Below are 25,637 nucleotides of genomic sequence, written 5' to 3'. Positions count from 1 at the left end.
TCCGTTGTGCGTGGTCGGTGGGCCGGGGGCCCGGCCTGCCCCACCGACACTGGCGGCGCAGAAATTGATTCGCAGGCCCCTCCACCGGCCGGATCAACAATGTGTGATTGATCGGAGTCATGGCTCGTCACTCGTGATTAACGCGGCCGTCATGACCGGCCTCTTATGGTCATGGCTGCCGATATCACTCGATGTCGCTTTCGCCTCATGCACGGAGGTACGAGCCCATGGGGCGTCCCGAGAGACCAGTGGACCCGTCGGCAGGCCCGGCAGCGCGGTTCGCCCATGAGCTGCGGCAGCTGCGCAGCGCCGCGGGCAGCCCCTCGTACCGGACGATGGCAAAGGCGGTCGGATGCGGAGCGACAACGCTGTCGCAGGCCGCAGCCGGTGAACGGCTGCCCGCGCTCACCGTCGTCGAGGCGTACGTACGGGCGTGCGGAGGCGATCCGGGATTGTGGCGACCGCGTTGGGAGGAGGCCCAGGAGGAGGTCGGCCGGGCGCAGGCCGAGCCACTCGAGACGGCACCGCCCCCCTACCGCGGTCTCACCCGCTTCGAACCGGACGACCGGCACCTGTTCTTCGGTCGCGACCGGATGCTGTCCGATCTGGAGAAACTGGTGTACCGACACCGGTTCGCAGTGCTGTTCGGGCCCTCGGGCAGCGGCAAGTCCTCCCTGCTTCGCGCCGGTCTGGTGCCGCGGCTGCGTGAGGAACTCGCCCGGCGTCCGTCCCCGGCCGCACTGCGCATCCTCACTCCTGGGGCCAGCCCGGCCACCACGTACGGACACCTGCTCGACCCCGCCCCAAGCGAGCCCGAGAGCTGGGTCATCGTGGACCAGTTCGAGGAAGTCTTCACCCTCTGCGACGACTCCCGGGAGCGCTCCCACTTCTTTGAGATGCTGCTCGCCGCACGCGAACCCGGCAGCAGGCTTCGTGTGCTGGTCGCCGTACGCGCCGACTTCTACGCACGATGTGCAGAGCACCCCATGCTCGCGCAGGCCCTGAACGAGTCCGGACTGCTGCTGTGCCCGATGACCGCCGAAGAACTGCGCGAGGCGGTCGTCGGACCGGCGCAGGCCGTCGGCTACCTGGTGGAGCGCGCGCTGACCGCCCGTCTGGTCGAGGAGGTCCAGGCCGAGCCCGGCGGGCTGCCGATGCTCTCGCACGCTCTGTTGGAGACCTGGCGCCGTCGCCGGGGCCGGATGCTGACCTTCGAGGGGTACGAGGCGGCAGGCGGACTGCGGGGGGCGATCTCCGCGACCGCCGAGGAGGTGTACGGCACCCTGTCGCCCGAGCAGGCGCGGGCGGCTCGGCACCTGCTGCTGCAGATGGTCGTACCGGGGCAGGGCACTCCCGACACCCGGCGACCGGTCAGTCATGGGGAGCTGTCACCGTGCCCGCACGTGCAGGTGGTGGCGGAGCGCCTGACCCGGGCGCGTCTGCTGACCGCCGACGAGGACGGGGTACAGCTGGCCCACGAGGCGCTGATCACCTGCTGGCCCCGCCTGCACGGCTGGATCGAGACGGACCGGGAGCGGCTGCGCGACCATCGGGCGCTCGCGGAGGCAACCCGCGCCTGGCTGAAGAACGGCCGCTGCTCCGGCGCCCTGTACCGGGGCGCACAGCTGGCCCGGGCAGCGGAACTGTTCCCGGACCCAGCAGCCGAGTCGGCTCTGAACGCGTCCGAGCGGGACTTCCTCACCGCCTCGCTGGAAGGGAGAGAAGCCGAGCGCCGGAGCGCCGCACTTATCAGCCGTCGCCATCGGATACTGACCGGGTCGCTGTCCGCCGTGCTGGCGATCGCGGTGCTGACGGCTCTCGTCGTGTGGCGCGAGCACGACGAGAACGTGCGGCAACGGGTCCAGGACGCGGCCCGTCGGGTGGCGTCCGTAGCAGAAGGGTTGGGCACCACCGATCCGCGCACCAGTCTTCTGCTCGGCGCCGCGTCCTGGCGGATCGCCCGGCTGCCCGAGACCCGCCGGGCACTGCTCGGCTCTGTCAGCCAGTCCCAGTCGGACACCTTCACGGACCCCACACCCGGTGACACGCCCCAACGCCTGCTCACCGATGCCGGACGCACGCTGGTCAGCGCCGCGGGGGGCAGATGGCAGAGCTGGGACGTGGCCTCCCATCGCCGTACCGGCGAGGGCAGACTTCCGCAGGGCGCGGTGACCGCGGCCGGCCCGCACGCGCGCGTGCTCGCGATCAGCGGTGAGGGCGGAACACGGCTGTGGGACACCTCCCTCGGCCGGTGGACCGCCGCCTCCGCTGTGCTTCCCGGACCCGGCTACGCGCACCTGACCGACGACGGCCGCGCCTATGTGCTCACCGACGGCGAACGCCTCCGCATGGGCTCGGTCACGGACGGCCGCACGATCTTCCAGGCGCCGGCGCCGGAGTCGACAAGCAGCGCGGTCAGCGAGGACGGACGATACGCGGCGGCCTGCCCCGCAGGGCGGTCGCCGAGCCTGTGGGACACCAGGGCGAACCGTCCGCTGACGGGAGCCTGGCAGCAGGACCGGCTGTGCCGCATCGGCACCACGCAGCTCACCATCGGCGCCGGCCGAATGGCTGCCGTCACCGAAGAGGGGGTGCGTGTCTGGGACCTGAGGTCCGGCCACCGGATCGCCGACCTGGATGTCCCCGGCGGCGCACAGGATGTGACCTTCACCGCGGGCGGTGCCTTCCTAGCCATGGCCACGCCGGACGAAATACAGGTGTGGCGGCTGACCGCGTCGGACGGACCCGTGTTCCGGGCCCCCCTGGACAACCAGGCACTCGGCGTCACCCAATCCCTTGCCACGGAAGGCCACATCCTGCGTTATCTGGAAGGCGGAACGGTCCACACCTTCGACCTCGGCGCCGCCGTCACCGCCGCCTGGCGCCCGAGCGCACTGACGGACGTCGTGCTCGGCCCCGACGGCCGTACCTTCGCCACCGCCGCGCTCGCCCACGACCGCTACCTCGTACGCCTGTGCAGCACCGCCGACGGACACATCCTGCACACACTCCCGCCGCTCCCGGCCCGCATCCCATCGACTCCCCCCGAGGACATCGATCTCCTCCTCGCCTTCAGCACGGACGGCACCCGCTTCGGCTACGGCGTCACAGCGGCCGGGCACACGCTGAGCACCCAGTCCTTCACGATCTGGGACGTGCCGCACGAGCACGTCGTCACCACACTCCACCTCTCTGGGGCCTCGGTCGTCGACGCCGCGCTCGGCCCACGGGGCCGCGCCCTCCATCTCACGCGCCTGGGCGACGACGACCGGTCGTTCGGCGAAGTGTGGGACACCCGCAGCCGACGACACATCACGGTGCCCGGCGACCCGGTCGGGGCCCATCCGACGCTCCGCGGCGACGGCCGGCTGCTCGCGGGCTACGACACCGTGGCGCGCCCGCCGTCCTGGCGGGCGGGCGCGGCGGACCTCGTCGAGGGCAACTCCCCGGGCGCACTGGCGTTCTCGCCCGACGGCTCACGACTGGCCGCCGGCGACATGACCGGCCGGGTCACCTTGTGGGACGGCGACCTCCGCCACCGGGTCGCCGCGCTGCCCAACACGTTCCGGCCCCGGACCGGCTCCCGGCTGGAAGCGGTGTCGGCCCTCGCCTTCAGCCCGGACGGACGCACGCTGGCGGTCGGCGGCAGCAACGGCGGCCTGCAACTGTGGGACGTGCCGACCGGACAACCGATCGGGGGGTTGCTCACCACTCCCGGGGACGCGGTGTACACGCTCGCGTTCGACGCTCGCGGCACCACCCTGTACGCGGGCAGCGCCCATGTCCCCCTCCAGCGGTACGACCTCGACCCTGCCCACGCCCTGTCGTGGGTGTGCGCCCGCACAGGCGGGTCCGGCCTGAGCCCGGCCCAGTGGCAGACCTACGTTCCCGACGCCCCGTACCGGCGGGTGTGCAGCCCCGCGTGAGGATCAGCGGTCTCCCCGTTCCCGAACGCGCCGACTGGGATGCCCTCCGGCAGGAGCGGATCCAGGCTGGAGCGAGGGAGAGATCACTGGATGAGACAACGGGAGATAACGCCCTCTCGGGTTCTGCTGGGGCAGCGGCAGGGTGACGCCCTCGGGCATGGCGCCGACCGGCATGTGCGGGGCGGCGTTTGCCGTGGTCGTCGGGATCTGGCCTTTCGTGTTCTGGTGGGCGATGGCGCGGTCACTTGCTCCGGCGGCGCAGGCGGTTGCCGTACATGAGGTCCACCAGGCGCAGGATGGACCGGTAGGCCGAAGGGTCGAACGGGATCATGTGAAGGTCGCGGCGGGTCGGGAAGCGGTTCACGCTGACGGCCTGGAGCCTGGTGTACTTGCGGATTCCTTCGGCGCCGTGCCGTACGCCGAGGCCCGACTCCTTCCAGCCGCCCATGGGCAGGCCGAAGGCCATGTAGTTGGTCTGGGCGTCGTTGATGGTGACGCAGCCTGCCTCGAGACGCTCCGCGAGGTGCCGGGCACGCTTCATGTTCGAGCTGATGACGGAGGCCTGCAGGCCGTACGTGCTGTCGTTGACGAGCCGGAGGGCCTCCTCGGCGCTGGCGACCTTCATCACGGGCAGCGTGGGTCCGAAGGTCTCCTCGCGCATGCATTTCATGGTGTGGTCGACATCGACGAGCAGCGTGGGTTCGAAGAACCGGCCCGGGCCGGGGGCGGCGTGGCCCCCCACGAGGACGCGCGCTCCTCGGCTCACGGCGTCCTGGACGTGGTCCTCGACGATCGCCATCTGCGCCGGGAAGGTCATGGCGCCCACATCGGTACTGCCCAGCCCTGCCGGCCTGCCGGAGGTGACCTCCTCGAACCGCCGGCGCAGCCTGTCGACGAACGCCTCGTACACCGGCTCCTCGACGTAGACACGCTCCACCGAGGTGCACATCTGCCCCCCGTTGCACAGAGCACCGTGCAGGGTGACGTTCACCGCCCGCTCCAGCGAGGCATCGGCCAGCACGATCAGAGCGTCCTTGCCGCCGAGTTCCAGTGAGCACGGGACGAGCCGCTCGCCCGCCCGTGCGGCGACGGCCCGGCCGGTCTTCGTGGATCCGGTGAACATCACGAAGTCGGCGGCGTCGACCAGGGCCTGGCCGGTGGCGCCGGCGCCGGTCACGACCTGGAAGACGTCCTTGGGCCAGCCGCACTCACGGGTCATCTTCTCCATGAGCAGCGCGGTCAGCGGTGTGTACTCCGAGGGTTTGAGGACGACCGCGTTGCCGGCGGCCAGGGCCGGGATGGCGTCACCGAAGGAGTTGATCAACGGGTTGTTCCAGGGGCCGATGACCCCGACGACACCGAGTGGCACCCGGCGGGTGTACATGCTGCGGCCGAGCACGAACGGCGAGAGCGAGCGGATCTTCGTGTCGGCGAGGTAGTGCCGTGCACGCTTGGCCCAGTGGGCGAAGGCGCTGACGCAGTAGACGATCTCGACGATCGCGTCCTCTTGGGTCTTGCCGTTCTCGGCGACGATGGAGTCGATGATCTCCTGCCGGTGAGTCAGCACCCACTCGCGACCACGCGTAAAGAATGCCGCACGGCTTCGGGCGCTCAGCTCAGCCCAGCCAGGTTGTGCCTGCCGGGCTCGTGCGACCGCTTGCGCCACCTCCTGCGCCGACGCGTCTGCGACGTGGCCGACCACTGCTCCGGTGGCCGGATTGTCCACTGCGATGGGTGCGTCCGCCCGGGCGCCGTCGGGCGTGAGCGATCGAGTCTGGGCCACGGAAAAACTCCTGCCGGAACGTTGACTTCGGTTTGCCCAGAATGAGACGGTCACCCGTACAAGTCAAGCGTCCTGTACGGATGACCAACTTGCTGGACGGCAGAGACACCCCACCCGAGGCCCGTCACCAAGGAGCGGCTGGAATGAAACGGACGACATCGGTCGCGCTGAGCGGCTTCGGCGTTCCCGAGTCACTGCGCTGGCATCAGGGAGCCCTGTGGTTCTCCGACCTGGCGCACGGCACGGTGCACCGCTGGGACGGCACGGGAGAGGCCGAGACGGTCCTCAAGGTTCCCGGCCGGGCCGGCGGACTCGGCTGGCTCCCCGACGGGCGCATGCTCGTCGCCTCCATGGACGGAGGCGTCGTGTACCGACTGGAAACAGACGGCGAGCTCGTCGAGCACGCGGATCTGCGGCACCTTGTCGGCGGCCCGGTCAACGACATGCTCGTCGACCCGCAAGGACGTGCATACGTGGGCAACTTCGGCTTTGACTACCACGCGTTCGTCCGCGAGCACGCCAACGCCATGCTCTACGCGCCGCCCGGCCCGACGAAGGCACCGATCGCGTGCCTGGCCCCGGACGGAACCCTGCTCGGGGTGACCGAGCCGGTGCTCTTCCCCAACGGATGCGTCCTGACGGCCGACGGCGCCACCGTGGTGGTGGCCGAAACCCTGGCCATGCGGCTCACCGCCTTCCCGGTGCTCCCCGACGGCACACTCGGGCAGCCGCGCCCCTGGGCCCCGCTGATCTCTCCGCCCCTGTGGCATGCGGTGAACCATCCGGGGCTTCTCGGCCGGATCACCCGCAGGATCTCGGCACTCCTCGACCACCCGGCCATCGCCAAGCGCTCCGCCTCACCGATCGCCCCCGACGGCATCGCCTGGCACAGCGACGGCGAGACGATGTGGATCGCGAACGCGCTGCGCGGCGAATGCGTGCGCATGGCCGAGGAGGGTCGTGTCCTCGACCGCGTGACGACGAGCCAGAACACCCTGAGCTGCCTGGTCGCAGGCCAGGACGGGCGCACCCTGTTCGCCGCGACCGCGCCGACCGACGATCCCGTCCGCGCCGCAGAGCTGAACGGTGGCCGCATCGAGATGCTACGGCTGTGAATCCCCAGGTAACAATCGTTGACGATCCCCTATCGGACAGTTGACTTGGACATACGACCAGGAGACTCTTTCGCCATGAATGACGTGTCTGAGAACAGCCGGGTCCTTCTCGTGACCGGCGCAGGCTCCGGTATCGGGGCCGCGATCGCGCAGTCGGCGGTCGCACGCGGCCACCGGGTGATGCTGTCCGACGTCAACGAGCAGGCCGTACAGGCCAGGGCGCTCAGTCTGGGCAGCCGGGCCGCCGGCTGTGTCCTGGACGTCCGGGATCCTGCGGCGTGGGTCAAGGCCTTCGAAGCGACCGAGGCCGCGTTCGGAGCCGTCGACGTGCTGGTGAACAACGCCGGCATCACCCACACCGGCCACGCGAGTGACCTCAGCCCGCGCCAGCACCGCGACATCCTGGAGGTCAACCTGCTCGGCGCGATCACCGGCACCTGCACGGCGATCGAGCGGATGAGGGCGCAGGGCCGCGGCCACATCATCACCGTCTGCAGCATGACGTCGTTCCTCCCGCTCCCCGGATACGCGACGTACTGCGGCTCGAAGCACGGGCTGCGGGCCTTTCACCACAGCGTGGCCCTGGAGGAACGCGACGGGCCACTGGACTTCACGATCATTCATCCTCCGTCCACGCGCACGGACATGCTGGAGCAGGAGCTGGCCGACCCCGATTGCGCCATCGCCTTCGCCGAGAAGTCGTTCGCACCGGAGCGGATCGCCGAGACCGTCGTCGACGCGATCGTCTCCAAGCCGGTCGAGGTGGTGTTCCCTCTCCTGGGCGGACGTGTCCAGCGGATCGCCGGCGTCTTCCCCCGCCTGATGCGGTGGGTGATCCCGCTCGCCGAGGCCAAGGGGAGAAAGCAACGAGAGCGAATCATCGCCCCCACGGGCCGCCGCCGGTCCGATGCGGCGCGGCCTTCGGACCGCTCGAACGTCTGACGTGGTTCCCGGCCGCCGCTTACCAGGCCGGTCCACTGAACTACCGAGAAAGGGTGCGGATGTGAGCGCACATGTGGCGTCCTGGCCGGACGTGAAATCGGCCGCCTCCGCCATGGCCGGTTTCAGCGAGGTCCGGATGGCCCAACTGGAGCGGGCCACCCAGCACTTGGATCCGCCGTTCGCCGTGGTGGACCTTGATGCCTTCGACGCCAACGCAGGCGATCTGGTGCACCGCACGGGCGGTCGCGCCACGATCCGCCTGGCCAGCAAGTCGGTCCGCAGCCGCGACCTGATCCAGCGTGTCCTGAAGCGCCAGGGCTACCGGGGCATTCTCGCCTTCACCCTGCCCGAAGCCCTCTGGCTGGCCGAGGACCACGAGGACGTGGTCATCGGCTACCCGACCGCGGACCGCACCGCGTTGCAACAGCTGGCCAAGGACGAGCGGGCCGCCTCACGCATAACCCTCATGATCGACTCCGTCGCCCAGCTGGACTTCATCGACGAGGCCATCGGTGCCGCCCACCCACCTCTGCGGCTGTGCATCGATCTAGACGCCTCCCTGGAACTGGCCGGCGGGCGCATCCACCTGGGCCCGTACCGCTCACCCGTGCACACCCCGCACCAGGCCGCTGCGCTCGCCCGGGCGATCCAGAGCCGTCAGGGCTTCCACCTGGCCGGGGTCATGTCCTACGAAGGACAGATCGCCGGCATGGGCGACAACCAGCCCGGCTCCCCTCTCAAGCGCGCCGCGCTCCGCGCCATGCAACGTCTCTCCGCACGCGAACTGGCCGACCGGCGCGCCGCCGCGATCGCCGCGGTCGAGACCGTCGCCCCGCTGGAATTCGTCAACGGCGGCGGCACCGGCTCCGTGGAGCAGACCTCGGCCGAACACGTCATCACCGAGATCGGCGCGGGTTCGGGCCTGTACGGACCGGGGTTGTTCGACTTCTACCGGCGCTTCCGTCCCCGGCCCGCCGCGTACTTCGTCATGCCGGTCGTACGCCGTCCCACGGACAAGATCGCCACCGTGCTCGGGGGCGGCTGGGTCGCCTCCGGCCCGCCCGGCCGCGACCGTCTGCCCACGCTCACCTGGCCCCGGGGCCTGCGGATGAACCCGCAGGAAGGAGCGGGGGAAGTGCAGACACCGGTGCTCGGTCCGGCAGCGCACGGGCTGCGGCTCGGCGACCACGTGTGGTTCCGGCACGCCAAAGCCGGCGAACTGTGCGAGCGGGTGAACACCCTCCACCTGGTCTCCGGCAGCGACATCGTCGGCCAGGCCTCCACCTATCGGGGTGAAGGACACGCCTTCCTCTGACCCAAATCCCCATCCGCATCCCCCACATCCGCGGCCCACCTTCTCCCGGAGGCCCGATGCTCCCCGACTTCGACTCCCCCGCTCCTGCCCTTGCAAGACCCCTCGGCCAGGCCACCGCCCAAGGACCCGCCGCGCCCGTCTCGCGCCGCTGGACCAGTCTGTACGGCCTGGTGTGGCTCGGCTTCTGGATGGCCAACCTCGTCCCCCTCCAACTGCTCCTCCCCCAGCAACTGGAGGCCATCGACCCGGCCTCGAAGGTCTCCGACTTCGCCGTCGTCAACGGTGTCTCCGGATTGGCCGCGCTCGTCGCCCTCCCCATATGCGGCGCGCTGTGCGACCGTTCCCGCAGCCGCTTCGGCCGACGCAGACTCTGGCTCGCGGGCGGTGCCCTCGCCTTCGCCGCCGGACTGATCGTCACCGGCGCACAAACGACGGTCACCGGCGTGACGGTGGCATGGTCGGCGAGCATGCTGGGGCTCAGCGCGGTCACCGCCGCACTGACCGCCGTCATCGCCGACCGCGTCCCCGAGAACCAGCGGGGAATGATCTCCAGCGCCATCTACGGCCCTCAGGCCCTCGGCGTGGTGGTCGGCATCGCCGTTACCTCGGCCTTCGCCCTCTCACCTCAGGCAGCATTCGCCGTCATGGCAGCCATGCTGATCATCTGCATGGTGCCGTTCCTGCTGCATTACCGTGAGGCCGCCTACGGCAGTGAACCGCCGCTGCGGCTGCGCGCCGTGCTCACCTCCATGGGCAGCTCACTGAAGAACCGTGAGTTCTCCTGGGCCTTCGGCGGACGACTGCTGGTCAACCTGGCGAACTCGCTGGGTGTCTGCTACACGCTCTACTACCTCACCGACGCACTCAAGGTGCCCGATCCTGACAGCGGGCTGCTCGTCTGCACCGTCGTCTACCTCCTGGCCGGGCTGGTAGCGACCGCTGTCGCTGGAACGTTGTCGGACCGCCTCGGCAGGCGACGGATCTTCGTCGCCCTGGCAGCGCTGCTCCAGGCGGTGTCCGGCTTCCTTCTGGCGAGCTTTCCGACCTACTCCATCCTGCTGGTGGCATCCGCGCTCATGGGCGCAGGCTTCGGCGCCTACATGGCCGTCGACCAAGCGTTGATCACCCAGGTGCTGCCCGATGCCGAGAGCCGTGCCCAGGACCTCGGCATCATGAACATCGGCTCCATCATCCCACCGGCCCTGGCCCCGTTGATCGCCAGCGTCATCATCAACTCCCGGCACGGCTATCCGCTCCTCTTCACCCTCGTGGGCGTGACCGCGACCATCGGAGCCCTGCTCGTCTACCGCATCCGTTCCGTCCGCTAGCAGCCGCCGCGAAGGCGCCACCACCCGCCGCTGTCAAGAAAGGAAGACGGAAATGGCAACAACTCACCACGGTGCGGACAGAGGCGTGTGGCGTAACTGGGCCGGCAATGTCGCAGTCCGACCGGCGCGAGACGTCACCCCCGCCTCGGTCGACGAACTTCGCGCCGTCGTGCGCCAGGCCGCGGAGGACGGCCTGACGGTCAAGCCCGTCGGCAGCGGCCACTCGTTCTCCGCCACGGCCGCGACGGAGGGCGTACTGATACGGCCCGACCGACTCACCGGCATCCGCACGATCGACCGGAACGCCGGCACCGTGACCGTCGAAGCAGGTACGCGTCTCAAAGACCTGAATGTCGCCCTGGCCCAGAGCGGTCTGTCTCTCACGAACATGGGCGACATCATGGAGCAGACCGTCGCGGGAGCAACCAGTACGGGCACCCACGGCACCGGCCGCGACTCCGCCGCCATCGCAGCACAGATACGCGGACTCGAACTGGTCACCGCGGACGGCTCCTTGCTCACTTGTTCGGAGAACGAGAACCCGGAGGTGTTCGCCGCCGCGCGCATCGGGCTGGGCGCGCTCGGAGTGGTCACCGCGATCACGTTCGCCGTGGAACCGCTGTTCCTTCTCACCGCGCGCGACGAACCGATGACGTTCGACAGGGTCACCGCGACCTTCGACGAACTCCACGCGACGAATGAACACTTCGAGTTCTACTGGTTCCCGCACACCGACAACTGCAACACCCTGCGCAACAACCGCAGCACAGGTCCGCTCGCCCCGACAAGCCGGTTCAGAGGCTGGTTCGAGGACGAGTTTCTCTCCAACGGCGTTTTCCAGGCAGTCAACTCGCTGGGGCGGGCCGTGCCCGCCGCCGTCCCGGCCATAGCGAGGGTGTCGAGCCGGGCTCTTTCCGCCCGCACCTACACGGACATCCCGTACAAGGTCTTCACCTCCCCCCGCCGTGTGAAGATGATCGAGACGGAGTACGCCCTCCCGCGCGAGGCACTGATCGACGCCCTGCGCGAGCTGAAGGCCATGCTCGACCGTTCGGATCTGCGCATCAGCTTTCCCGTCGAAGTGCGTACGGCACCCGCGGACGACATCACCCTCTCCACGGCGTCGGGCCGTGAGAGCGGATACATCGCCGTCCACACCTACCGGGGCATGCCCTACCGTGAGTACTTCTCCGCGGCGGAGCGCATCTTCACCGCGCACGGCGGACGCCCGCACTGGGGCAAGCTGCACACACGTGACGCCGACTACTTCGCGGCGGCGTACCCACGCTTCGGTGAATTCACCGCACTGCGTGACCGCCTCGATCCGGATCGACGCTTCGGCAACCCATACCTTCGGCAAGTCCTGGGCGACTGACCCGGCCCTGTCCACAGATTGCGGCAGAAAGGTGGTAGCTGAGAAGCGACTCCCGAAGCGGACGTAGTGTCAAGTTCTGGCAGGTCAGGCATGTGATCAGCGCCGGGAGGCAGGCTGGATCCGCTGCGTTCGGTTTCGCTGTGTCGGAGGTGGCGGATGCCGTCGGTGGTGAGGTTGTCGGAGGAGCGGGAACGGGCTGCTTCGGCCCGGGTGGAGGAGTTGCACACGGAGATGGAGCGACTTCGGTTTGCGGTGGCCGAGGCTAAGGACATCCAAAGCAGCCTGCCGAACTCCGACAGGCCCGGGTCCCACGAACCTGCCTGAGAACGCGCCGAACACCACCGACAAGACCGTGGAGTCGCCGAGCAGAGCCGCCGGCCCGCGAGGTCGCCGCTGACGTCGGCAGAGCCGACCGCACGTCCGCCCTCGCCGGGCGTACCGTCGAGCGGCGCCGGCCGTGGAGCGATCACCCGAACAAGCCCGATGCCCACAAAAGCTTGAGGGGCAGTCGTGTCCCTCGGTTCGGGAATCGCTTCTCAGGTCTCCTGTCTCAGCCGAAGTGGCGGATGCGGGCCGCGGCCGCGGGGGCGTAGGGCAGCCAGTCGCGACTCGTTCCGGTGGCGACGAACTCCGCGACGGCGGTTGCGAATTCGAGACCCAGGGCGCGCTGGGCGTCGTCGGCGCCGGCGAGGATCGGGCTGCCGGGGTAGGAGTCGAAGGTGTTGAAGAGGAAGGGCAGTTCGGCGCAATGGGTGGCGCCCAGGGCGTAGGGGTCCTCGGTGGGGGCGTGGTCGAACTGGTAGACGTAGGTGGTGTTGCCGCCGGCCGCGTGGTGGTCGGCGATCTGAAGCGAGCCAGTGCGGAAGAGGCCGTCGGTCTGCACCGATGTGAAGATCTGCGCCGGTGTCGCCCGCGGGAGGCGGGCGGCGTGCTGCTGGTAGACGTCCTGGGCGGTCTGCCGGCCGATCTGGGCGGTGAGCAGGTCCAGGGCGGTGTCGGTGGTGAGGTTCTGGATGCGGGGGTCGAAGGCGAAGAAGGCCGTCATCTCGTCGCGGGTGGTGCCGATCAGCAGGGGCTTGCCTTCCAGGGCGCCGTCGGTGAGGGCCTGTTGCCTGGTGCGGGGCATGCCGGGGGCGCCGAGGACCGGGTACATCGGCGGAGCCGCGCTGCCCGGGGCCGCGAGCTGGACGGAGAGGCGGCCGTAGGCGTCCAGCAACTGCTCGGCCGGCAGGGTGCGCAGGGCCTTGGCGGCGTCCGTGCCGTTCGGGATGCCCAGCAGGCGCAGGTAGGCGTCGGCGTTCTCGGCGGCCTGGTGCGGATCCTGCGGGTTCAGGCCGAAGGGACCGCTCTGCAGCAGCACCTGGGCAATGGATCCGTTCGTCGCGGGGTCGAGCGCGAGCGACAGGGCCGAGTACGCTCCGGCGGACTGCCCCCCGACGGTGACCGCGCGCGGGTCGCCGCCGAAAGACGCGATGTTGTTCTGCACCCAGGACAGCACGGCGGCCTGGTCCTGGGGACCGAGGTTCGCCGCGCCGATCTCGGGCAGGTAGAGGTAACCCAGTGGGCCCACCCGGTAGTTGGAGGTGACGACGACAATGTCGCCGAGTGCGGCGAGGCGGCCGCCGTCGTACCAGTCCCAGCCGCCGGAGCCGCTGGTGAAGCCGCCGCCGTGCCACCAGACCAGCACCGGGCGGGCGGCGCCGTCCTCCAGCGCCCGGCGCGAAGTGAAGACGTTGACGGTCAGGCTGCCGTCCTCGTTCCAGTCAGGTACCCGCTTCCCCTGCACCTTCTCCAGCCGGGAGGCCGCCTGCGGAACGGACGGGCCGGCCGCGGCCGCGTCCCGCACGTCCGTCCAGCCCGGGTGCGGCTGCGGCGCGGCGAACCGCAGCCCTCCGACCGGCGACGCGGCGTACGGGATGCCCCGGAAGGAAAGCGCCTCGCCCTGAGCGACTCCCTTGACCTTGCCCCGGCCGGTATCCACCACTGCGTGCTCGATACCCGCAGTCATCGTGCTCACCTGCTTTCTCTCGTCTCGGTTGTCCTGAGATGTTTCTAGGCCGAGGCGAGAATCTGAGCCAGAAATGACCGGGTGGATCGAGGAAGTGAGACGTAGGATCTCGTTTGATGGAGACAGTACGCCAACAGCTGAGTGAAACGGACTGTCGGATCGCCGCGGCGTTGCTGGCCGCCCCGCGTGCCTCCTGGCGTACGGTCGGCCGGGTCCTGGGCATCTCGGAGCGCACCGTCGTACGGCGTACGGCACCGTTGTTCGGCGACGGCACCCTGCGGGCAACGGCCGTACGCAACCCCGTGCACTTCCCCGAGCTGATTCCGCTGGCCCTGCGCATCAGGTGCAAGCCCAACCGGATCAGCGCCATCGCCGCCACCCTCGCCCGCCGCCTCGACACCATCTGGGTGGACGTCCTCGGCGGCGGAGACGAGATCTGCACCATCCTGTTCCTGGACGGACCAGACGCCCGGAACAACCTCCTGCTGCGGGACCTGCCTGCCACCCCCGCGGTCCAGTCCTGGACCTCACACGTCCTGCTCCGGGTCTTCCCCGCCGCCTTCGACTGGAGCGGCGGCCTGCTGACGCAGACCGAACTGACCAGCCTGCGGCCCGACATGACCGCGGCACCCACCCGGCCCGTCCCCCAGCCCCTCGACCACCAGCTGATCACCGCACTGATCGAGGACGGCCGAGCTTCCTACACCGACCTCGCGCGCCGCGCCGACACCACCGCCCTCACCGCCCGCCGCCGGCTGGAGGCACTGGTGGACGGCCAGGTCCTCAGACTCGCGACCGAGGTCGACCTGGCCCGGCTGGGCATCCGGACCGAAGCCCTCCTGTGGATCACCGTGGCCCCCGGCGGCCTGGAGGAAACCGGACAACAACTCAGCCGCCACCCCCAGGTCCGCTTCGCCTCCGCCGCCACCGGATCGGCCAACCTCCTCGTGGCCGTCGCGGCAACCGACCTCCACGCGCTCTACCACTTCCTCAGCGACACCATCGGTGCCCTCGAACACATCACCACCCTTGAAGTCACCCCCATCCTGACCGGGGTGAAGAGGACCAGCCTGGTCCGCCCGGGCAGCCTCTGAGCCGATCACAGGCTGCGGTCAGACAGGCCCTCATGCCCGTTCAGCCGTGGACAACGGACATGAGCAAGCCCTGGCCATTACTTCGGCTGCGCAGTCGACCGTGGAGACAGGGCGGGACCGCGCACCGTCTCGGTGAGCATCGGCTACGGCAGGGTCCCTGACATCTGGAGTGCCTTCCACCTCGCAGGGCGACTGCGGATGGAGTCAGTCAGGTGGCCGATCTCCGAGCCGCCACCTGCCGATCACAGTGGCGCGCATGAGCATGAAAGGGAGCAGCACACGATCAAATACGTTGTGGAAGGGGTGCTGCTGCCGTCACCGTTGCCTCCATGGATGAACAGACCGTGTTCGACGTTTCTGCACCGTGGAGCTGGGACACGTCACGCGTTCGGGCTGCTCTGCCCTGCTCGACGTGCGGTGAGTCGCTCCCAGTTGCCCGACGCGGTCGCGGTGCGGTCCGCTTCGGTCGCCGGCAGGCTCTCGATGAAGGTCCGGGCGGCGCCGCCGGAATTGTCGATGTAGGGGTAGTCGGTCGCAGTCATGATGCGGTCCGCGCCGACGACCTCGCACGCCCAGCGGTAGTACCGCTCGGAGAGGATGCCGCTGCCGGTCACCCAGACGTTCTCCCGGACCACTTCTGACAGCGGGCGCTGGAGGTGCAGGCCGGCCTGCTCGAGGACCGGCTGCGCTCGGTCGAGGTAGAAGAGCACGAGCTCGCCCCAGTGGCCGAGGACGACCTGCATGCCGGGGTGCCGGTCGAATACTCCGCCGATCGCCATGCGGAGGAACTGCACCCCGGTTTCGTAGTGCCAGCCGATGGCCGGCGAGGACAGGATGAAGTCCAGGTCGCCGAAGCCGGAGTAGTACGCGTCGCGGACCGGGGCAGTGGGTGCCTGGGGGTGCAGGTAGATGGGTGCCCCAAGTCGTTCGGCGACGTCGTACAGGTCGTCGAAGACGCGGCTGTCCATGCTCAGGTCGCCGGTGCGCCCGTTGATGAGTGCGCCGGGGAATCCGAGAGTTGCGACGGCGCGTTCCAGTTCGGCGGCGGCCGCTGCCGGGTCCGGGGTGGGGATCGCGGCGAAGCCCTGGAACCGGTCGGGGTGCGCGGCGACGACGTCGGCGAGGGCGTCGTTGGCCTGCCGCGCGATGCCGACCGCGTCCGGGGCGGGCAGGTTCTGTACGCCGGGCGAGGTGAGCGAGAGGACCTGCAAATCGACACCCTGGTCGTCCATGTCGGCGATCCGCTTCTCACCAGTGTCGAGCAGCGCCCGCTGCACGCGGCGCGCCCGCTCAAGCGCACTGTCTTCCTCGGTTTTGTCCGGACCGTCCTGCCACGCGTCCATGAGCTCGGGGACGACGAAGTGCTCTTCCAACGCGATGATCTTCATGATGGTGCGGCCTTTCTCTGGAGGCCGGGTCGGTCGGTCTCGTCGGTTGTGTCGCTGTCCGACAGCGGAGGGGTCGGCTGCGGTGACTTCCTCGCTGTGGTGCCTCAGCGTCGTGCGGTGAAGACCGCGTGCGCGTAGCGCTCAAGGAGCGCTGCCCGCGCCGCCGCGTCCGGTGGCGCGGGCATGTGCAGCCATGCGTCGACCAGGGTCGTCATCCCTCCAGCGGCGAACAGCGCTGCTTCTCTGTCAGCGGCGGCAGATTCGTCGATGTCCGGGTGTCCGCTGACGAGCCCGGAGAACACCTGCGCGAGCATCGCGGTGGTCTGTCCGTGGGCGAGTTCGCGCAGCGCGAGGAACACGTCTCGGTCGCGCTGGATGAACGCGAGGAACGGAGCCAGTCCATCGCGCCGCACCGCGTCGACGAGCGCTTGCAACGCGGTCTCCGGTTCCGGCGGGACCTCGTGCCCGGCGCCTTCGAGTATGCGACGTACGAGCACTTGCGCTGCGAGGGGCTCGATCGAGTCGTAGTGGTTGTGCAGCACCTGACGGCTCAGTCCCGCGCGTTGTGCCACCGCGCTCATGGTCACCGGTGACGCCTCTTCGACAAGGCTCGCCATCGCTTCCTGCAGGGAGCGGCGAGTCCGCCGGACCCGCGGGTCGGAGCCGCCGGTGCGGTTGCGTGGCGTCGCGACGTGTTCCACCGGGTCTGTCGACTGACTCGCTTCCATGACCAGTAGTTTACACATGTATATAACTGGACAGTTGCCAAAGAGTTGGTAACGAGGTGACGAGTGCTCAACACGGGAATGCCAACCCGAGGCGCCGCCGCAAGCTGCGGTCGGACCACCGCCGACGGGAACGCCCCGCCCGATGCCGCTGCAGCCACTCGACATCGGCGGCGGCATCCGCCTCCGCAACTCCGACAGCACGACCACCGAGGCGAAGATCGTGACCGGCTCCGCCGGACCACACCATCACGCCGTGGCGGCCTGCGCCGCCAACGACGCCGAGGACGACCCGACGGCCTCGGCGCTCGCCTGCCTGAACCTCGCGCCTCTCCGGGTGTCGCGCCGGGTCCGGACGCCACGGAAACCGCGCTGCTGGCGCACACGAGACGGATGCAGGCCGAGGGATACGGGCTGTTCACGATCTCCTCCAGCGATCGCGCTTTCGCCTCGCCGACCGACAGCGAGTCGGCCCAGGTGGAGGTGCATGCCCAGCCGGCCGGCGATCTGGACCGGGCCCAGCCGCTGCTCCCAGCACAGATGCACGATCTTGCGGACCTGCGGCTGTGGGGTTCGGGCCGGGTCGCGGTGAGGCCGCGAGGACCGGTCACACCGCGGCCGGACCGGACCTGGCGTAACACTCTGAGCTAAATGTTTGAACTCTCAACTTACGCGCTCTACGCTGACGGCTGACACTTGAACCCTCAAGCAACGGACCTCCCCACCATGCCTGTACGACGCCTCAACCACGCGGTCCTCTACATCCGCGAAGTCGCCCGGTCCGTCGAGTTCTACACCGACGTCCTCGACTTCAAGGTGGCCGACGAGATCCCCGGCCGCGCCGCCTTCCTCAGCGCGAAGGACACCATCAACCACCACGACCTCGGCCTCTTCGCGGTCGGCACCCAGGCCGGCGGCCCCACGCCCGGACAGGTCGGCCTCTACCACCTGGCCTGGGAAGTCGGCACGCTCGGCGAGCTCTCCGAGATCGCGCAGAAGCTCCAGCGGCGCGGCGCGCTGGTCGGCGCCACCAACCACCAGGTGTCGAAGTCGCTCTACGCCAAGGACCCCGACGGCATCGAGTTCGAGGTGATGTGGCGGGTGCCGCGCGAGGACTGGCCGAGCAAGGACGAGCAGGCCCGACTGCTGCCGCTGGACCTTCAGGAGTCCGTCGACCGCTGGGGCGCCGACCTCGACACCGGCGCGGCGGCCGGCTCCGCCACCTGAGCCCCGCTCAGCCCACTTGGTCCGGCCGGCCCGGCCTCGGGTCGTCAGAAGGCGTACGGGCCGAAGCGGCCCCAGGCAATCAGGGCCAGCAGGGCTATGTAGACGACGTTCACGGCGGCGAGTTGGGTCTCGGACCGGCGCAGGTGGACCACCGAACCGCCGCCCGCGAGCGCTATCCCGCCGAGCGCCGCCCAGGGGACCAGCATCGGGGCGACGTCCGTGGCGCCCGGGAGCACCAGGCCGAAGCCGACCAGGGCATCCAGGGCGCCGATCGCCTTCACGCTCAGGTCGGAGAACTGCTCGACCCAGCCGAAGGTGGCCGCGAGTTCAGCCCTCTTCCGGAAGATCTTCATGGCGCCCACGGCGAGGAAGGCGGCGGCGAGGAGGGACTGGACAACCCACAACAGGATGTTCACTGAGCACTCCGGAGGCATGCGAGGGCAAGAGATGTCCAAATTTGGACATCTGGAGGCTAGCATGATGCTACAAATTTGAACCATAGGCCGCTCTCGACGGTCTGGCCGACCTGGGCGGCCATGCGGCGCAGCCACAGGTGGGCCGGTTCCGCGCATGGAGGGGATGCCACCACAGGGACTCCACCAAGTGGCCGATCTCGAAAGCGGGTTGGACGACGGTGATCGGAACCCGGAGAGCGTGGGGAACGCGACCGTTCGGGCATCAGGCCGATCCGGTCGGTCCCCGCGACCAGCCGTGCGCAGGTTGTCCGGCGCCTGCTGCACGACCCGTTCGGTGCTGTGCTGGAACCGCAGCCGCACGTTCGGCGCGGCGGTACCGACCAGGTCGGCCAAGGGCCGCCCGAACGTGGGCAGTCGGCCAACCCCGGTACATTAATTGTGCTGGTCAGGCTGCTTCGGCGGACGCTATTGGCCTGTGTGTGGTGAGACGAGGAGCCATTCGGCGACGGTGAGGGCTGCGCGTAGCTTGTCGGTGGGGCCGTCCCCGGAGTGGCCGCACAGGGTGAACGCCTGCTGTACACGGTAGGTCACCGTGTTGCGTGAGATCTGCTCCATGGCAGCCACCTTTGCCAGGCTGTGATTGGTGTCGAGGTAGCGACGCAGCGTGCTGCGCAGTTCGGCCATGCGCGAGTCGTCGGCACCGAGGGGGCCGAGGTGACGCGCGGCGAACTGGTGCGCGGCTTCCCGATCCTCCAGCAGAAGGACGTCCAGGTCGACGTCCTGATGGGCCAGGGAGGCGCGCTGCCGATCAGATCCGCGGCGGAGCAGTCGCTCCACCGCGCGTGCCTCGCGGTGACTGCGCCGAAACCCCTCGACCCCCGACCCGACCTGTCCGACGACGACCTTGGCGTCGTCGAACTCGGGCAGCACCGCACCTGGCGTGAGATGCGCCTTCGACTCGAAGGCACCCCACGCCCACAACGTGTTGGATCCCACCGGTACTACCAGCGACGCCTCTGGTGTGCCCCAGCAGCGCAGCACCGGGTCGATGGCTTCGCGAAGACCGTGTGCGGTGCCCTCGCTCGGTGACATGCGCCAGGCGATGACTGCCAGATGTGTTCCGGTCAACGGGTAGTCGAGAAGTCGTTCGGCCGCGGTGTGATCGACCGGAGTTCCCTCGATCACCTTCCTGACCAGCTCGAGCTGTGCCGCGGACCTGCTGGCGCTCCAAGCGCCCTGCTCGTCGAGGAACACCGTCGACATGGCGGCGATGAACTCATCGATCAGTTGGAACAGTTGCAAGGTCACTCGCCGCAGCTCGCCGTCGTCGTGGTACGGGGGTGACGCGGCGGAGATGGCGTCGAAGAACGCTGTCGTGAGCACCGCGTGGCCGAAGCGAATCGAGCGGGTCCACTCGTGCAGCTTCAGACCACGGCGTGCTATGTCTCGCGTGGCCTCCTCGGCCTCGACGGTCACCACCGAAGCCCCTGGCTCCGCGCATCCGGAGACGATTGCCAGTACGCGCAAGGTGGTCGACATCGTCGACGGGCGAAGGGCATCTACGATCGACCTGCTTCCGCCGAGGAGGGGCAGTTCCTGCCCCGCCTTCTCGATGACACGCTCGCCGACCTCGGCTGCCCACAGCACCGCGCCCGGGCCCCATGCCTTCCGGATTCGCTCGGCATCGGCTCCCAGACATTCCAGGTCATGCCCTTCGGCGCGTGTGGCCGACAGCTTCCCGAGCCACTGCATGGGCGTCCTCTTCCTTCTCTCCGCCTGAGAAATCCGGCGACACCGCGGCATTGCCGCTTTGGTGCGGGAGCCAGTCATCGCCTGGAGGCCTGTGTTCCCAGCCAATGGTGGCCAACGTAACACCATGGTTAATTGCTGGTGGCAACGGCCCTTTGCCCCACGACGGCCAGGCCGAGCCCTTCCTGCCGGATCGGATGACCGCCGTGTCAGGGCGTCGGGAAGTCACCGCGACTGGCTTGCCTGGGACACCAGCGACGAACGAGACGAGGTGTTCATGTGATCACAGAGACCAGAGAGCGGGTCGAGGAGGCCACGACCAGCTCTGCCAGTGGAGAGCTGACCTACGCAAAGCTCTTGCTTGGGGCGTCAGGCCTCGATCGCGACTTCCTGGAGATTGTTGGCGACGCCGTCGAAGGTGCCCGCGGGTTCGTCCGGCCCGCCGACGTCGATCCGTCCTTCTTCGAAGACCACCCCGACCAAACCGAGTTGGACGAGCTGTTCCAGAGCAACATTCGAATCCCAGTCGCGCAACTGGCAGTTACCCCGACCACCTACTGCTACGACGCCGTCGAGACGCTGTACGTCGCTGTCGAGGCGGCTCGGTCGGTCCAGCCCGACGCTCTTCAGGTTGTCCTCGAGGCCCAGGACGTCTGGGGCGTCCAGGGTCCAATCATGCGCTCCAATACCGCCCACTCCGGCTGCCGGCCCGAGAGCGCAATTCATGCCGTGGTCGCGGATGGAGCCCTCGTCCCCCGCGCCGAAGAGCTCTGCGCGAGCTGACGCCCACGTCTCATCTCCGACAACTGACCAAGGGAACGGTTCTCATGTCAGACGCTGTAACCATTGATATCCACGGCCACGTGATCCCGATGCGGCTGATGGGGCACGCCGGCCCGTTCGGGCCGGAGGTGTATCGCGCCGAGAACGGCGACGAGACGCTGCGCATCGGCAACTACACCATCGTCGCCGAGGGTCTCGTCACCGGCCGGATCTCCGATCCGGCGAACAGTCTCGCCAGGATGGACGAGGCGGGCATCGACATCTTCGGCGTGTCGATCGCCCCGATGATGGTGCTGTACTGGCTGGAGCGCGAGCTCGGTGTGAAGTGGGCGGCCGAGGTCAATGATGCGCTCGCGGAGTTCTGCGAGGCGGACCCGGATCGGCTGTTCTTCATCCCCACGCTGCCGTTGCAGGACATCGAGGCGTCGATCCATGAGATGGACCGGGCTCGGTCGATCGGTGGGCGCGGCATCTACATCGGGTCGGAGGCGGTCGGCCGGGAGCTGGCTGACGAGTACTTCTGGCCGGTGTACGAGCACGCCGAGAAGACGAACACGCCGATCCTGATCCACCCGTATCCGGTCGGCCAGGACGGCGACCCGGGCAACGTGGGCAAGGGGGACGCCAAGCTCGACTGGTCCCGGGGGGCGATGATGACGTGGATGGTCGGCTACCTCCACCAGGAGACGCTGGCGATCAGCAGCATGCTCCTGGGCGGGGTGTTCGACGCGTTCCCGAACCTGAAGGTGTCGATCACCCATGGCGGCGGGTCGATCCCGTACCAGTTCGGCCGGCTCGAGCAGGCCCAGTCCCAGATGGGCGAGGGCCAGACGGTCACGCGTCAGAAGGCGCAGAAGCCGCTGCGGACCTATCTCAAGAACCTCTACTTCGACTCGGTCGTGCACGATCCGAAGGCCCGCCAGTACCTGGTCGACTTCGCCGGCGCCGACAACGTGCTGATCGGCAGCAACTTCGGCGGCTGGGACGGCGTCAACGGTGCGGCCTACGTCAGGGAGCTCGGCCTCGACGAGGAGTCCGAGCGCAAGATCCTCTCGACCAACGCAGCCCAGCTCTTCGGCCTCGAGGAGCGCGTCAGGAAGCTGGAAGCACGCCGCTAGAGCGCAACGCCCTCCGGGGGCGGCGCCACATCGTCGCCCCCGGATTCATGCTTTGAAGATCAAATTCCGCGGAGGTCAACGCCTTCGCCAAGTCTGGAGGGACATCGATGATTCGAGTTGCAAGCCTCGGCTACGTCGGCGTCGAGTCGCCGAAGCACAGCGTCTGGAACGAGATCGGACCTGAGGTCTTCGCGTTCCAGCTCGGTCAGCCCGGTTCCGATGGTGCCGTTCGCTTCAAGATCGACGACAACGCCTATCGGATCTCGATCCATCCTGGAGAGCGCAACAGGATGTCCTACCAGGGCTGGGAACTCGCGTCCTACGAGGAGTTCGGCAACGCACAGGAGGAACTGTCGCGGCAGAACATCCCCTACAAGGTGGCGGACGCGGGCGAGTGCGCCGATCGGCTGGTCGGCGAGATGCTCTACTTCCAAAGCCCGGCGGGTTTCCGCTACGAGCTGTTCGTCCTGCCGTCCCGACGAGACGATTCCTTCCTTCCGCCCCGCCCGCACAGCGGGTTCCAGACCGGCGACCAGGGCCTCGGCCACGTCAACGTCGTCGTTCCGGACGGTGAGGCCGAGCACCGGATGCTCGTGGACGTCCTCGGTGCGAAGGTGTCGGACGCAGTCATCGTCGGGGGCGGGGACGCGATGCGCTTCTACCGGGTGAACCCGCGGCACCACAGCACGGCACACATGGTCGTGCCGGGCATGCGGGGACTCCAGCACATCATGGTCGAGGCCAAGGAGATCAACGACGTCGGCCGCGCCTACACCCTTGCGAAGCGCCACCCGGAGCTGAAGATCACCGCAGATCTCGGCCGCCACATGGGCGACATGATGCTGTCGTTCTACGTGCGCACGCCGTCGGGCTGGGATCTCGAGTACGGCTACGGCGGCCAGCGCATCACGGACGAGCGCACTCCTGGCATGCTGCAAGCACCCGCGGAGTACTGGGGCCACGAGTACGACCCCATGTTCTTCGACTTCCAGGCCCTCGAGCCCGCGGACTAAGACTCGATGGAACTGCAGGGGACCCTCACCGCGATCCGCCCTCGGCGCTGCCCGCGATCACGGACGTCGGATTCACGCTGGTCTACCACTCCTCAAGGGTGCTGAACCTGGCCCACGACGCAGTCGTCCACGCGGCCCGTGCTCGGCCGTCGCGTCGGCCGGCCCGCCCGCGTCAGCGTCACTCACCTCCTGCACGCGCCGCCGCAGCGCCAGAGGCCCGCTCGACTCGGGGAGAGCCGAGTCGTAGTCGACACGGCCTTGCCCGGGCGGATCGCACTCGACTCGGCCGCACTGCTGTGTCCCGAGCACGCCACCTGCATCGTCCCAACCGGATCGCGCTGAGGCCGTCTGGGCGGGAGAGTCGCCTCCACACTGCGAGTGGATGTGGCGTTCGCCTTCTCAACGATGCGCCGTCCGAGCCGCGATGGCCCCGCTCATCCCTCCGGCTCGAGCCGCCGATCACGGTCCACAACCGAGACCTCCACCCAACAGGGAGCCTCCATGACAAGACATCACACGCACACTGATCCCGGACACGAGCGGCCCGGACGATGGTTCACCAGCCCATGGAACTGGGAACCCTCATCACGCGAATCGCTCGACTTTCCGCAACAGGTCTTCTTCCACGACACCACACTGCGCGACGGCGAACAGCAAGCAGGCGTCGTGCTCACCCGCGACGACAAGGTCGCGATCGCCAAACGGCTCGCCGCCGCCGGCGTCGACCGAATCGAAGCCGGTATGCCGATCGTGTCTCCGGACGACGAAGCCGCAATCAAGGACATCGTCGAACTCCAGCTCGGACCGGAGATCTACGCGTTCGCTCGATGCATGGTTGCAGATGTCGAGCGAGCTGCCGCCTGTGGAGTCGACGGCGTCGTCGTCGAGATCCCTTCGTCAACCCACCTCATCGACCGAGGCTACGGATGGAATCTTGAGCGAGCCGTCGAGTTGTCGATCGAAGCCACCCTTGCAGCCAAGGAAGCCGGCCTGAAGACCACCTTCTTCACGATCGACTCCTCGCGGGCCGAGATGAGCTGGTACCTCGACCTCATTGAACAGGTCGCTACAGAAGGTCACATGGACGCCCTCGCACTTGTCGACACGTTCGGGGGCGTCCACATGCATGCGATCCCGTACTGGGTGCGCAAGGTCAAAGACCGCCTTCCAGGCGTAGCCCTTGAGGCCCACATGCACGACGATTTCGGACTCGCCGTCGCCAACTCCGTCGCCATGGTGGCGTCGGGCGTCGAAGTCGTCCACACCACCGTCAGTGGTCTCGGCGAGCGAGCCGGCAACTGCGCAATGGAGCCGCTCGCCATGGCGCTGATCGCGATGTACGGACTGGAACTCAATCTCGACACACATGAATTCCATGCCCTTTCGCGTCTTGTACAGGAACGCAGCGGGCATCGCGTACCTTCGAACGCGCCAGTGGTCGGAGACCGGCTCTTCGAGATCGAGTCCGGTATTGTTGCCGGTTTCTGGGCCCGGTGTGCCGCAGACTATCCTCTTGAGCTCTTTCCGTTCCACTGGTCCGAAGTCGGACAGCCCGAACCACGCGTCGTGTACGGAAAGGGATCAGGACTACCAACTCTCGACGCCATCGACGGCGCAGGCCCCGACGTCCCGGAGGCAACGCGACGGGAAATCCTGATGGCGATCAAACAGGCCGCAATAAATCGCAAGGATCTCATCTCCGCCGAGGAAACGCGAACGATCGTCAAACGCGTACTTGCTGGTTACTGACCTTGAATGCGTGATGTCGTCATCTGGTTGGCCCGCTCTGCAAGGTGCCCTCACCACCCGAGTTGAGGGCGAACCCGGCCTAGCAATGCTCACACCCCACACCGGCGACGATGTCAGCTGGGCTAAAGCACTGCGAAAAACGGGCATGGACTCCGCCGCTCATAAGGATGCCTGCGCAGACCTCCGAGCGCTGCTCGCCACCGCTGACGGACCCTCAGTTGCCAACCTTGCAAAACGACTCTTCTGAGAACCTTTTGGCCGGTGACGAGGAGACCAGGTCGCGAGAAGGGCGCCGCACATCAAGCGGCGAACTCCTCGGCAACCTCGCGGACCAGAGCCGGGCGGTGTCTGTCACCCAACCCATCGGCCAGCAGCAGGCCGATAGGACCGTGCGGCTCCTTAACCAGACGCTATCCGGGCTGCGCAGACTGCCGGAACTCATGGAGGAGATGACGGATCCCATCTGACGCAGTCAGTCGGCGGGGGGCGACGTCGCCCCCCCCCCGAGCAAGCCCACGCGGGCCCACACAAGTAACGATCAAACACATGCGTGTCACCAAACCCCCCGACACAAAAAGGAAGA

General features: G+C 68.3%; 19 protein-coding genes and 1 pseudogene. 13 read left to right on the top strand and 7 right to left on the bottom strand.

The window, feature by feature from the left end; translation table 11 throughout:
* Positions 1 to 227 precede the first annotated feature (227 nt).
* The gene (locus tag AB0M11_RS32910; protein WP_365711780.1) at positions 228 to 3,926 is read left to right on the top strand and encodes a hypothetical protein; all 3,699 of its coding nucleotides are present in this window, start codon (positions 228 to 230) and stop codon (positions 3,924 to 3,926) included.
* Between the two features lie 241 nt (positions 3,927 to 4,167).
* On the opposite strand, the gene AB0M11_RS32905 is transcribed toward AB0M11_RS32910, so the two are convergent.
* Positions 4,168 to 5,709: a succinic semialdehyde dehydrogenase gene (locus AB0M11_RS32905; RefSeq protein ID WP_365711779.1), complete on the bottom strand. Its 1,542-nt coding sequence runs from the start codon at positions 5,707 to 5,709 to the stop codon at positions 4,168 to 4,170.
* Between the two features lie 143 nt (positions 5,710 to 5,852).
* On the opposite strand from AB0M11_RS32905, the gene AB0M11_RS32900 reads away from it, so the two are divergent.
* The 5 genes from AB0M11_RS32900 (at position 5,853) to AB0M11_RS32880 (ending at position 11,784) form a co-directional block, all read left to right on the top strand.
* Entirely contained in the window at positions 5,853 to 6,824 is a 972-nt protein-coding gene (locus AB0M11_RS32900; protein WP_365711778.1) for an SMP-30/gluconolactonase/LRE family protein, read from the top strand.
* 75 nt (positions 6,825 to 6,899) lie between these two features.
* The gene (locus AB0M11_RS32895) at positions 6,900 to 7,766 is read left to right on the top strand and encodes an SDR family NAD(P)-dependent oxidoreductase (protein WP_365711777.1); all 867 of its coding nucleotides are present in this window, start codon (positions 6,900 to 6,902) and stop codon (positions 7,764 to 7,766) included.
* A gap of 112 nt (positions 7,767 to 7,878) precedes the next feature.
* Positions 7,879 to 9,081 carry an amino acid deaminase/aldolase gene (locus AB0M11_RS32890; protein ID WP_365711793.1) on the top strand — a complete coding sequence of 401 codons (1,203 nt, stop codon included), beginning with the start codon at positions 7,879 to 7,881 and terminating at the stop codon, positions 9,079 to 9,081.
* Between the two features lie 56 nt (positions 9,082 to 9,137).
* A complete protein-coding gene (locus tag AB0M11_RS32885) occupies positions 9,138 to 10,409 on the top strand; it encodes an MFS transporter (RefSeq protein WP_365711776.1) in 1,272 nt (423 codons plus the stop codon).
* 52 nt (positions 10,410 to 10,461) lie between these two features.
* Positions 10,462 to 11,784 carry a D-arabinono-1,4-lactone oxidase gene (locus tag AB0M11_RS32880; protein ID WP_365711775.1) on the top strand — a complete coding sequence of 441 codons (1,323 nt, stop codon included), beginning with the start codon at positions 10,462 to 10,464 and terminating at the stop codon, positions 11,782 to 11,784.
* Positions 11,785 to 12,334: 550 nt separating this feature from the next.
* Here AB0M11_RS32880 and AB0M11_RS32875 read toward each other — a convergent pair.
* The gene (locus tag AB0M11_RS32875) at positions 12,335 to 13,792 is read right to left on the bottom strand and encodes a carboxylesterase family protein (protein ID WP_365711774.1); all 1,458 of its coding nucleotides are present in this window, start codon (positions 13,790 to 13,792) and stop codon (positions 12,335 to 12,337) included.
* Positions 13,793 to 13,908: 116 nt separating this feature from the next.
* Between AB0M11_RS32875 and AB0M11_RS32870 the strand changes: the two genes are divergently transcribed.
* Entirely contained in the window at positions 13,909 to 14,886 is a 978-nt protein-coding gene (locus AB0M11_RS32870) for an Lrp/AsnC family transcriptional regulator (protein ID WP_365711773.1), read from the top strand.
* 380 nt (positions 14,887 to 15,266) lie between these two features.
* Here the strand turns inward: AB0M11_RS32870 and AB0M11_RS32865 are convergent, their stop codons facing one another.
* The 3 genes and pseudogenes from AB0M11_RS32865 to AB0M11_RS32855 all read right to left on the bottom strand — a co-directional run.
* A complete protein-coding gene (locus AB0M11_RS32865; RefSeq protein WP_365711772.1) occupies positions 15,267 to 16,274 on the bottom strand; it encodes an amidohydrolase family protein in 1,008 nt (335 codons plus the stop codon).
* A gap of 104 nt (positions 16,275 to 16,378) precedes the next feature.
* Positions 16,379 to 17,002 (bottom strand): hypothetical protein, encoded by a 624-nt coding sequence (locus AB0M11_RS32860; RefSeq protein WP_365711771.1) that lies wholly within the window; start codon positions 17,000 to 17,002, stop codon positions 16,379 to 16,381.
* A 483-nt stretch (positions 17,003 to 17,485) separates the two neighbouring features.
* Positions 17,486 to 17,608 (bottom strand): annotated as a pseudogene (locus AB0M11_RS32855) (IS481 family transposase); the annotation flags it as partial.
* 117 nt (positions 17,609 to 17,725) lie between these two features.
* Here AB0M11_RS32855 and AB0M11_RS32850 point away from each other — a divergent pair.
* Positions 17,726 to 18,226, top strand: a complete 501-nt coding sequence (locus AB0M11_RS32850) for a VOC family protein (RefSeq protein ID WP_365711770.1) — start codon at positions 17,726 to 17,728, stop codon at positions 18,224 to 18,226.
* 44 nt (positions 18,227 to 18,270) lie between these two features.
* Here the strand turns inward: AB0M11_RS32850 and AB0M11_RS32845 are convergent, their stop codons facing one another.
* Both AB0M11_RS32845 and AB0M11_RS32840 read right to left on the bottom strand, forming a co-directional pair.
* A complete protein-coding gene (locus AB0M11_RS32845; RefSeq protein WP_365711769.1) occupies positions 18,271 to 18,642 on the bottom strand; it encodes a DoxX family protein in 372 nt (123 codons plus the stop codon).
* Between the two features lie 465 nt (positions 18,643 to 19,107).
* Positions 19,108 to 20,394 (bottom strand): helix-turn-helix domain-containing protein, encoded by a 1,287-nt coding sequence (locus tag AB0M11_RS32840; protein ID WP_365711768.1) that lies wholly within the window; start codon positions 20,392 to 20,394, stop codon positions 19,108 to 19,110.
* A gap of 276 nt (positions 20,395 to 20,670) precedes the next feature.
* On the opposite strand from AB0M11_RS32840, the gene AB0M11_RS32835 reads away from it, so the two are divergent.
* The 5 genes from AB0M11_RS32835 to AB0M11_RS32815 all read left to right on the top strand — a co-directional run bounded on the left by AB0M11_RS32835 (position 20,671) and on the right by AB0M11_RS32815 (position 25,521).
* A complete protein-coding gene (locus tag AB0M11_RS32835; protein ID WP_365711767.1) occupies positions 20,671 to 21,174 on the top strand; it encodes a hypothetical protein in 504 nt (167 codons plus the stop codon).
* Between the two features lie 44 nt (positions 21,175 to 21,218).
* A complete protein-coding gene (locus AB0M11_RS32830; protein WP_365711766.1) occupies positions 21,219 to 22,292 on the top strand; it encodes an amidohydrolase family protein in 1,074 nt (357 codons plus the stop codon).
* Between the two features lie 107 nt (positions 22,293 to 22,399).
* On the top strand, positions 22,400 to 23,305 hold the full coding sequence (locus AB0M11_RS32825; RefSeq protein WP_365711765.1) for a VOC family protein: 906 nt from the start codon (positions 22,400 to 22,402) through the stop codon (positions 23,303 to 23,305).
* A gap of 501 nt (positions 23,306 to 23,806) precedes the next feature.
* Positions 23,807 to 25,054 carry a hypothetical protein gene (locus AB0M11_RS32820; protein ID WP_365711764.1) on the top strand — a complete coding sequence of 416 codons (1,248 nt, stop codon included), beginning with the start codon at positions 23,807 to 23,809 and terminating at the stop codon, positions 25,052 to 25,054.
* Positions 25,055 to 25,221: 167 nt separating this feature from the next.
* Positions 25,222 to 25,521 (top strand): hypothetical protein, encoded by a 300-nt coding sequence (locus AB0M11_RS32815; RefSeq protein ID WP_365711763.1) that lies wholly within the window; start codon positions 25,222 to 25,224, stop codon positions 25,519 to 25,521.
* Positions 25,522 to 25,637 lie beyond the last annotated feature (116 nt).

The sequence above is a fragment of the Streptomyces sp. NPDC051987 genome (assembly GCF_040680735.1).
In the GTDB taxonomy this organism is placed as follows: domain Bacteria; phylum Actinomycetota; class Actinomycetes; order Streptomycetales; family Streptomycetaceae; genus Streptomyces.
The sequence above is the reverse complement of the archived record's forward strand: the minus strand, read 5'-3'. Positions and strand labels throughout refer to the sequence as shown.

What these genes read in the sequence shown, in the direction of transcription:
- AB0M11_RS32910 (WP_365711780.1), top strand. Translation starts at nt 228, where the DNA reads ATGGGGCGTCCCGAGAGACCAGTGGACCCGTCGGCAGGCCCGGCAGCG.
- AB0M11_RS32900 (WP_365711778.1), top strand. Translation starts at nt 5,853, where the DNA reads ATGAAACGGACGACATCGGTCGCGCTGAGCGGCTTCGGCGTTCCCGAG.
- AB0M11_RS32895 (WP_365711777.1), top strand. Translation starts at nt 6,900, where the DNA reads ATGAATGACGTGTCTGAGAACAGCCGGGTCCTTCTCGTGACCGGCGCA.
- AB0M11_RS32890 (WP_365711793.1), top strand. Translation starts at nt 7,879, where the DNA reads ATGGCCGGTTTCAGCGAGGTCCGGATGGCCCAACTGGAGCGGGCCACC.
- AB0M11_RS32885 (WP_365711776.1), top strand. Translation starts at nt 9,138, where the DNA reads ATGCTCCCCGACTTCGACTCCCCCGCTCCTGCCCTTGCAAGACCCCTC.
- AB0M11_RS32880 (WP_365711775.1), top strand. Translation starts at nt 10,462, where the DNA reads ATGGCAACAACTCACCACGGTGCGGACAGAGGCGTGTGGCGTAACTGG.
- AB0M11_RS32875 (WP_365711774.1), bottom strand. Translation starts at nt 13,792, where the DNA reads ATGACTGCGGGTATCGAGCACGCAGTGGTGGATACCGGCCGGGGCAAG.
- AB0M11_RS32870 (WP_365711773.1), top strand. Translation starts at nt 13,909, where the DNA reads ATGGAGACAGTACGCCAACAGCTGAGTGAAACGGACTGTCGGATCGCC.
- AB0M11_RS32865 (WP_365711772.1), bottom strand. Translation starts at nt 16,274, where the DNA reads ATGAAGATCATCGCGTTGGAAGAGCACTTCGTCGTCCCCGAGCTCATG.
- AB0M11_RS32860 (WP_365711771.1), bottom strand. Translation starts at nt 17,002, where the DNA reads ATGGAAGCGAGTCAGTCGACAGACCCGGTGGAACACGTCGCGACGCCA.
- AB0M11_RS32850 (WP_365711770.1), top strand. Translation starts at nt 17,726, where the DNA reads ATGCCTGTACGACGCCTCAACCACGCGGTCCTCTACATCCGCGAAGTC.
- AB0M11_RS32840 (WP_365711768.1), bottom strand. Translation starts at nt 20,394, where the DNA reads ATGCAGTGGCTCGGGAAGCTGTCGGCCACACGCGCCGAAGGGCATGAC.
- AB0M11_RS32830 (WP_365711766.1), top strand. Translation starts at nt 21,219, where the DNA reads ATGTCAGACGCTGTAACCATTGATATCCACGGCCACGTGATCCCGATG.
- AB0M11_RS32825 (WP_365711765.1), top strand. Translation starts at nt 22,400, where the DNA reads ATGATTCGAGTTGCAAGCCTCGGCTACGTCGGCGTCGAGTCGCCGAAG.
- AB0M11_RS32820 (WP_365711764.1), top strand. Translation starts at nt 23,807, where the DNA reads ATGACAAGACATCACACGCACACTGATCCCGGACACGAGCGGCCCGGA.
- AB0M11_RS32815 (WP_365711763.1), top strand. Translation starts at nt 25,222, where the DNA reads ATGCCTGCGCAGACCTCCGAGCGCTGCTCGCCACCGCTGACGGACCCT.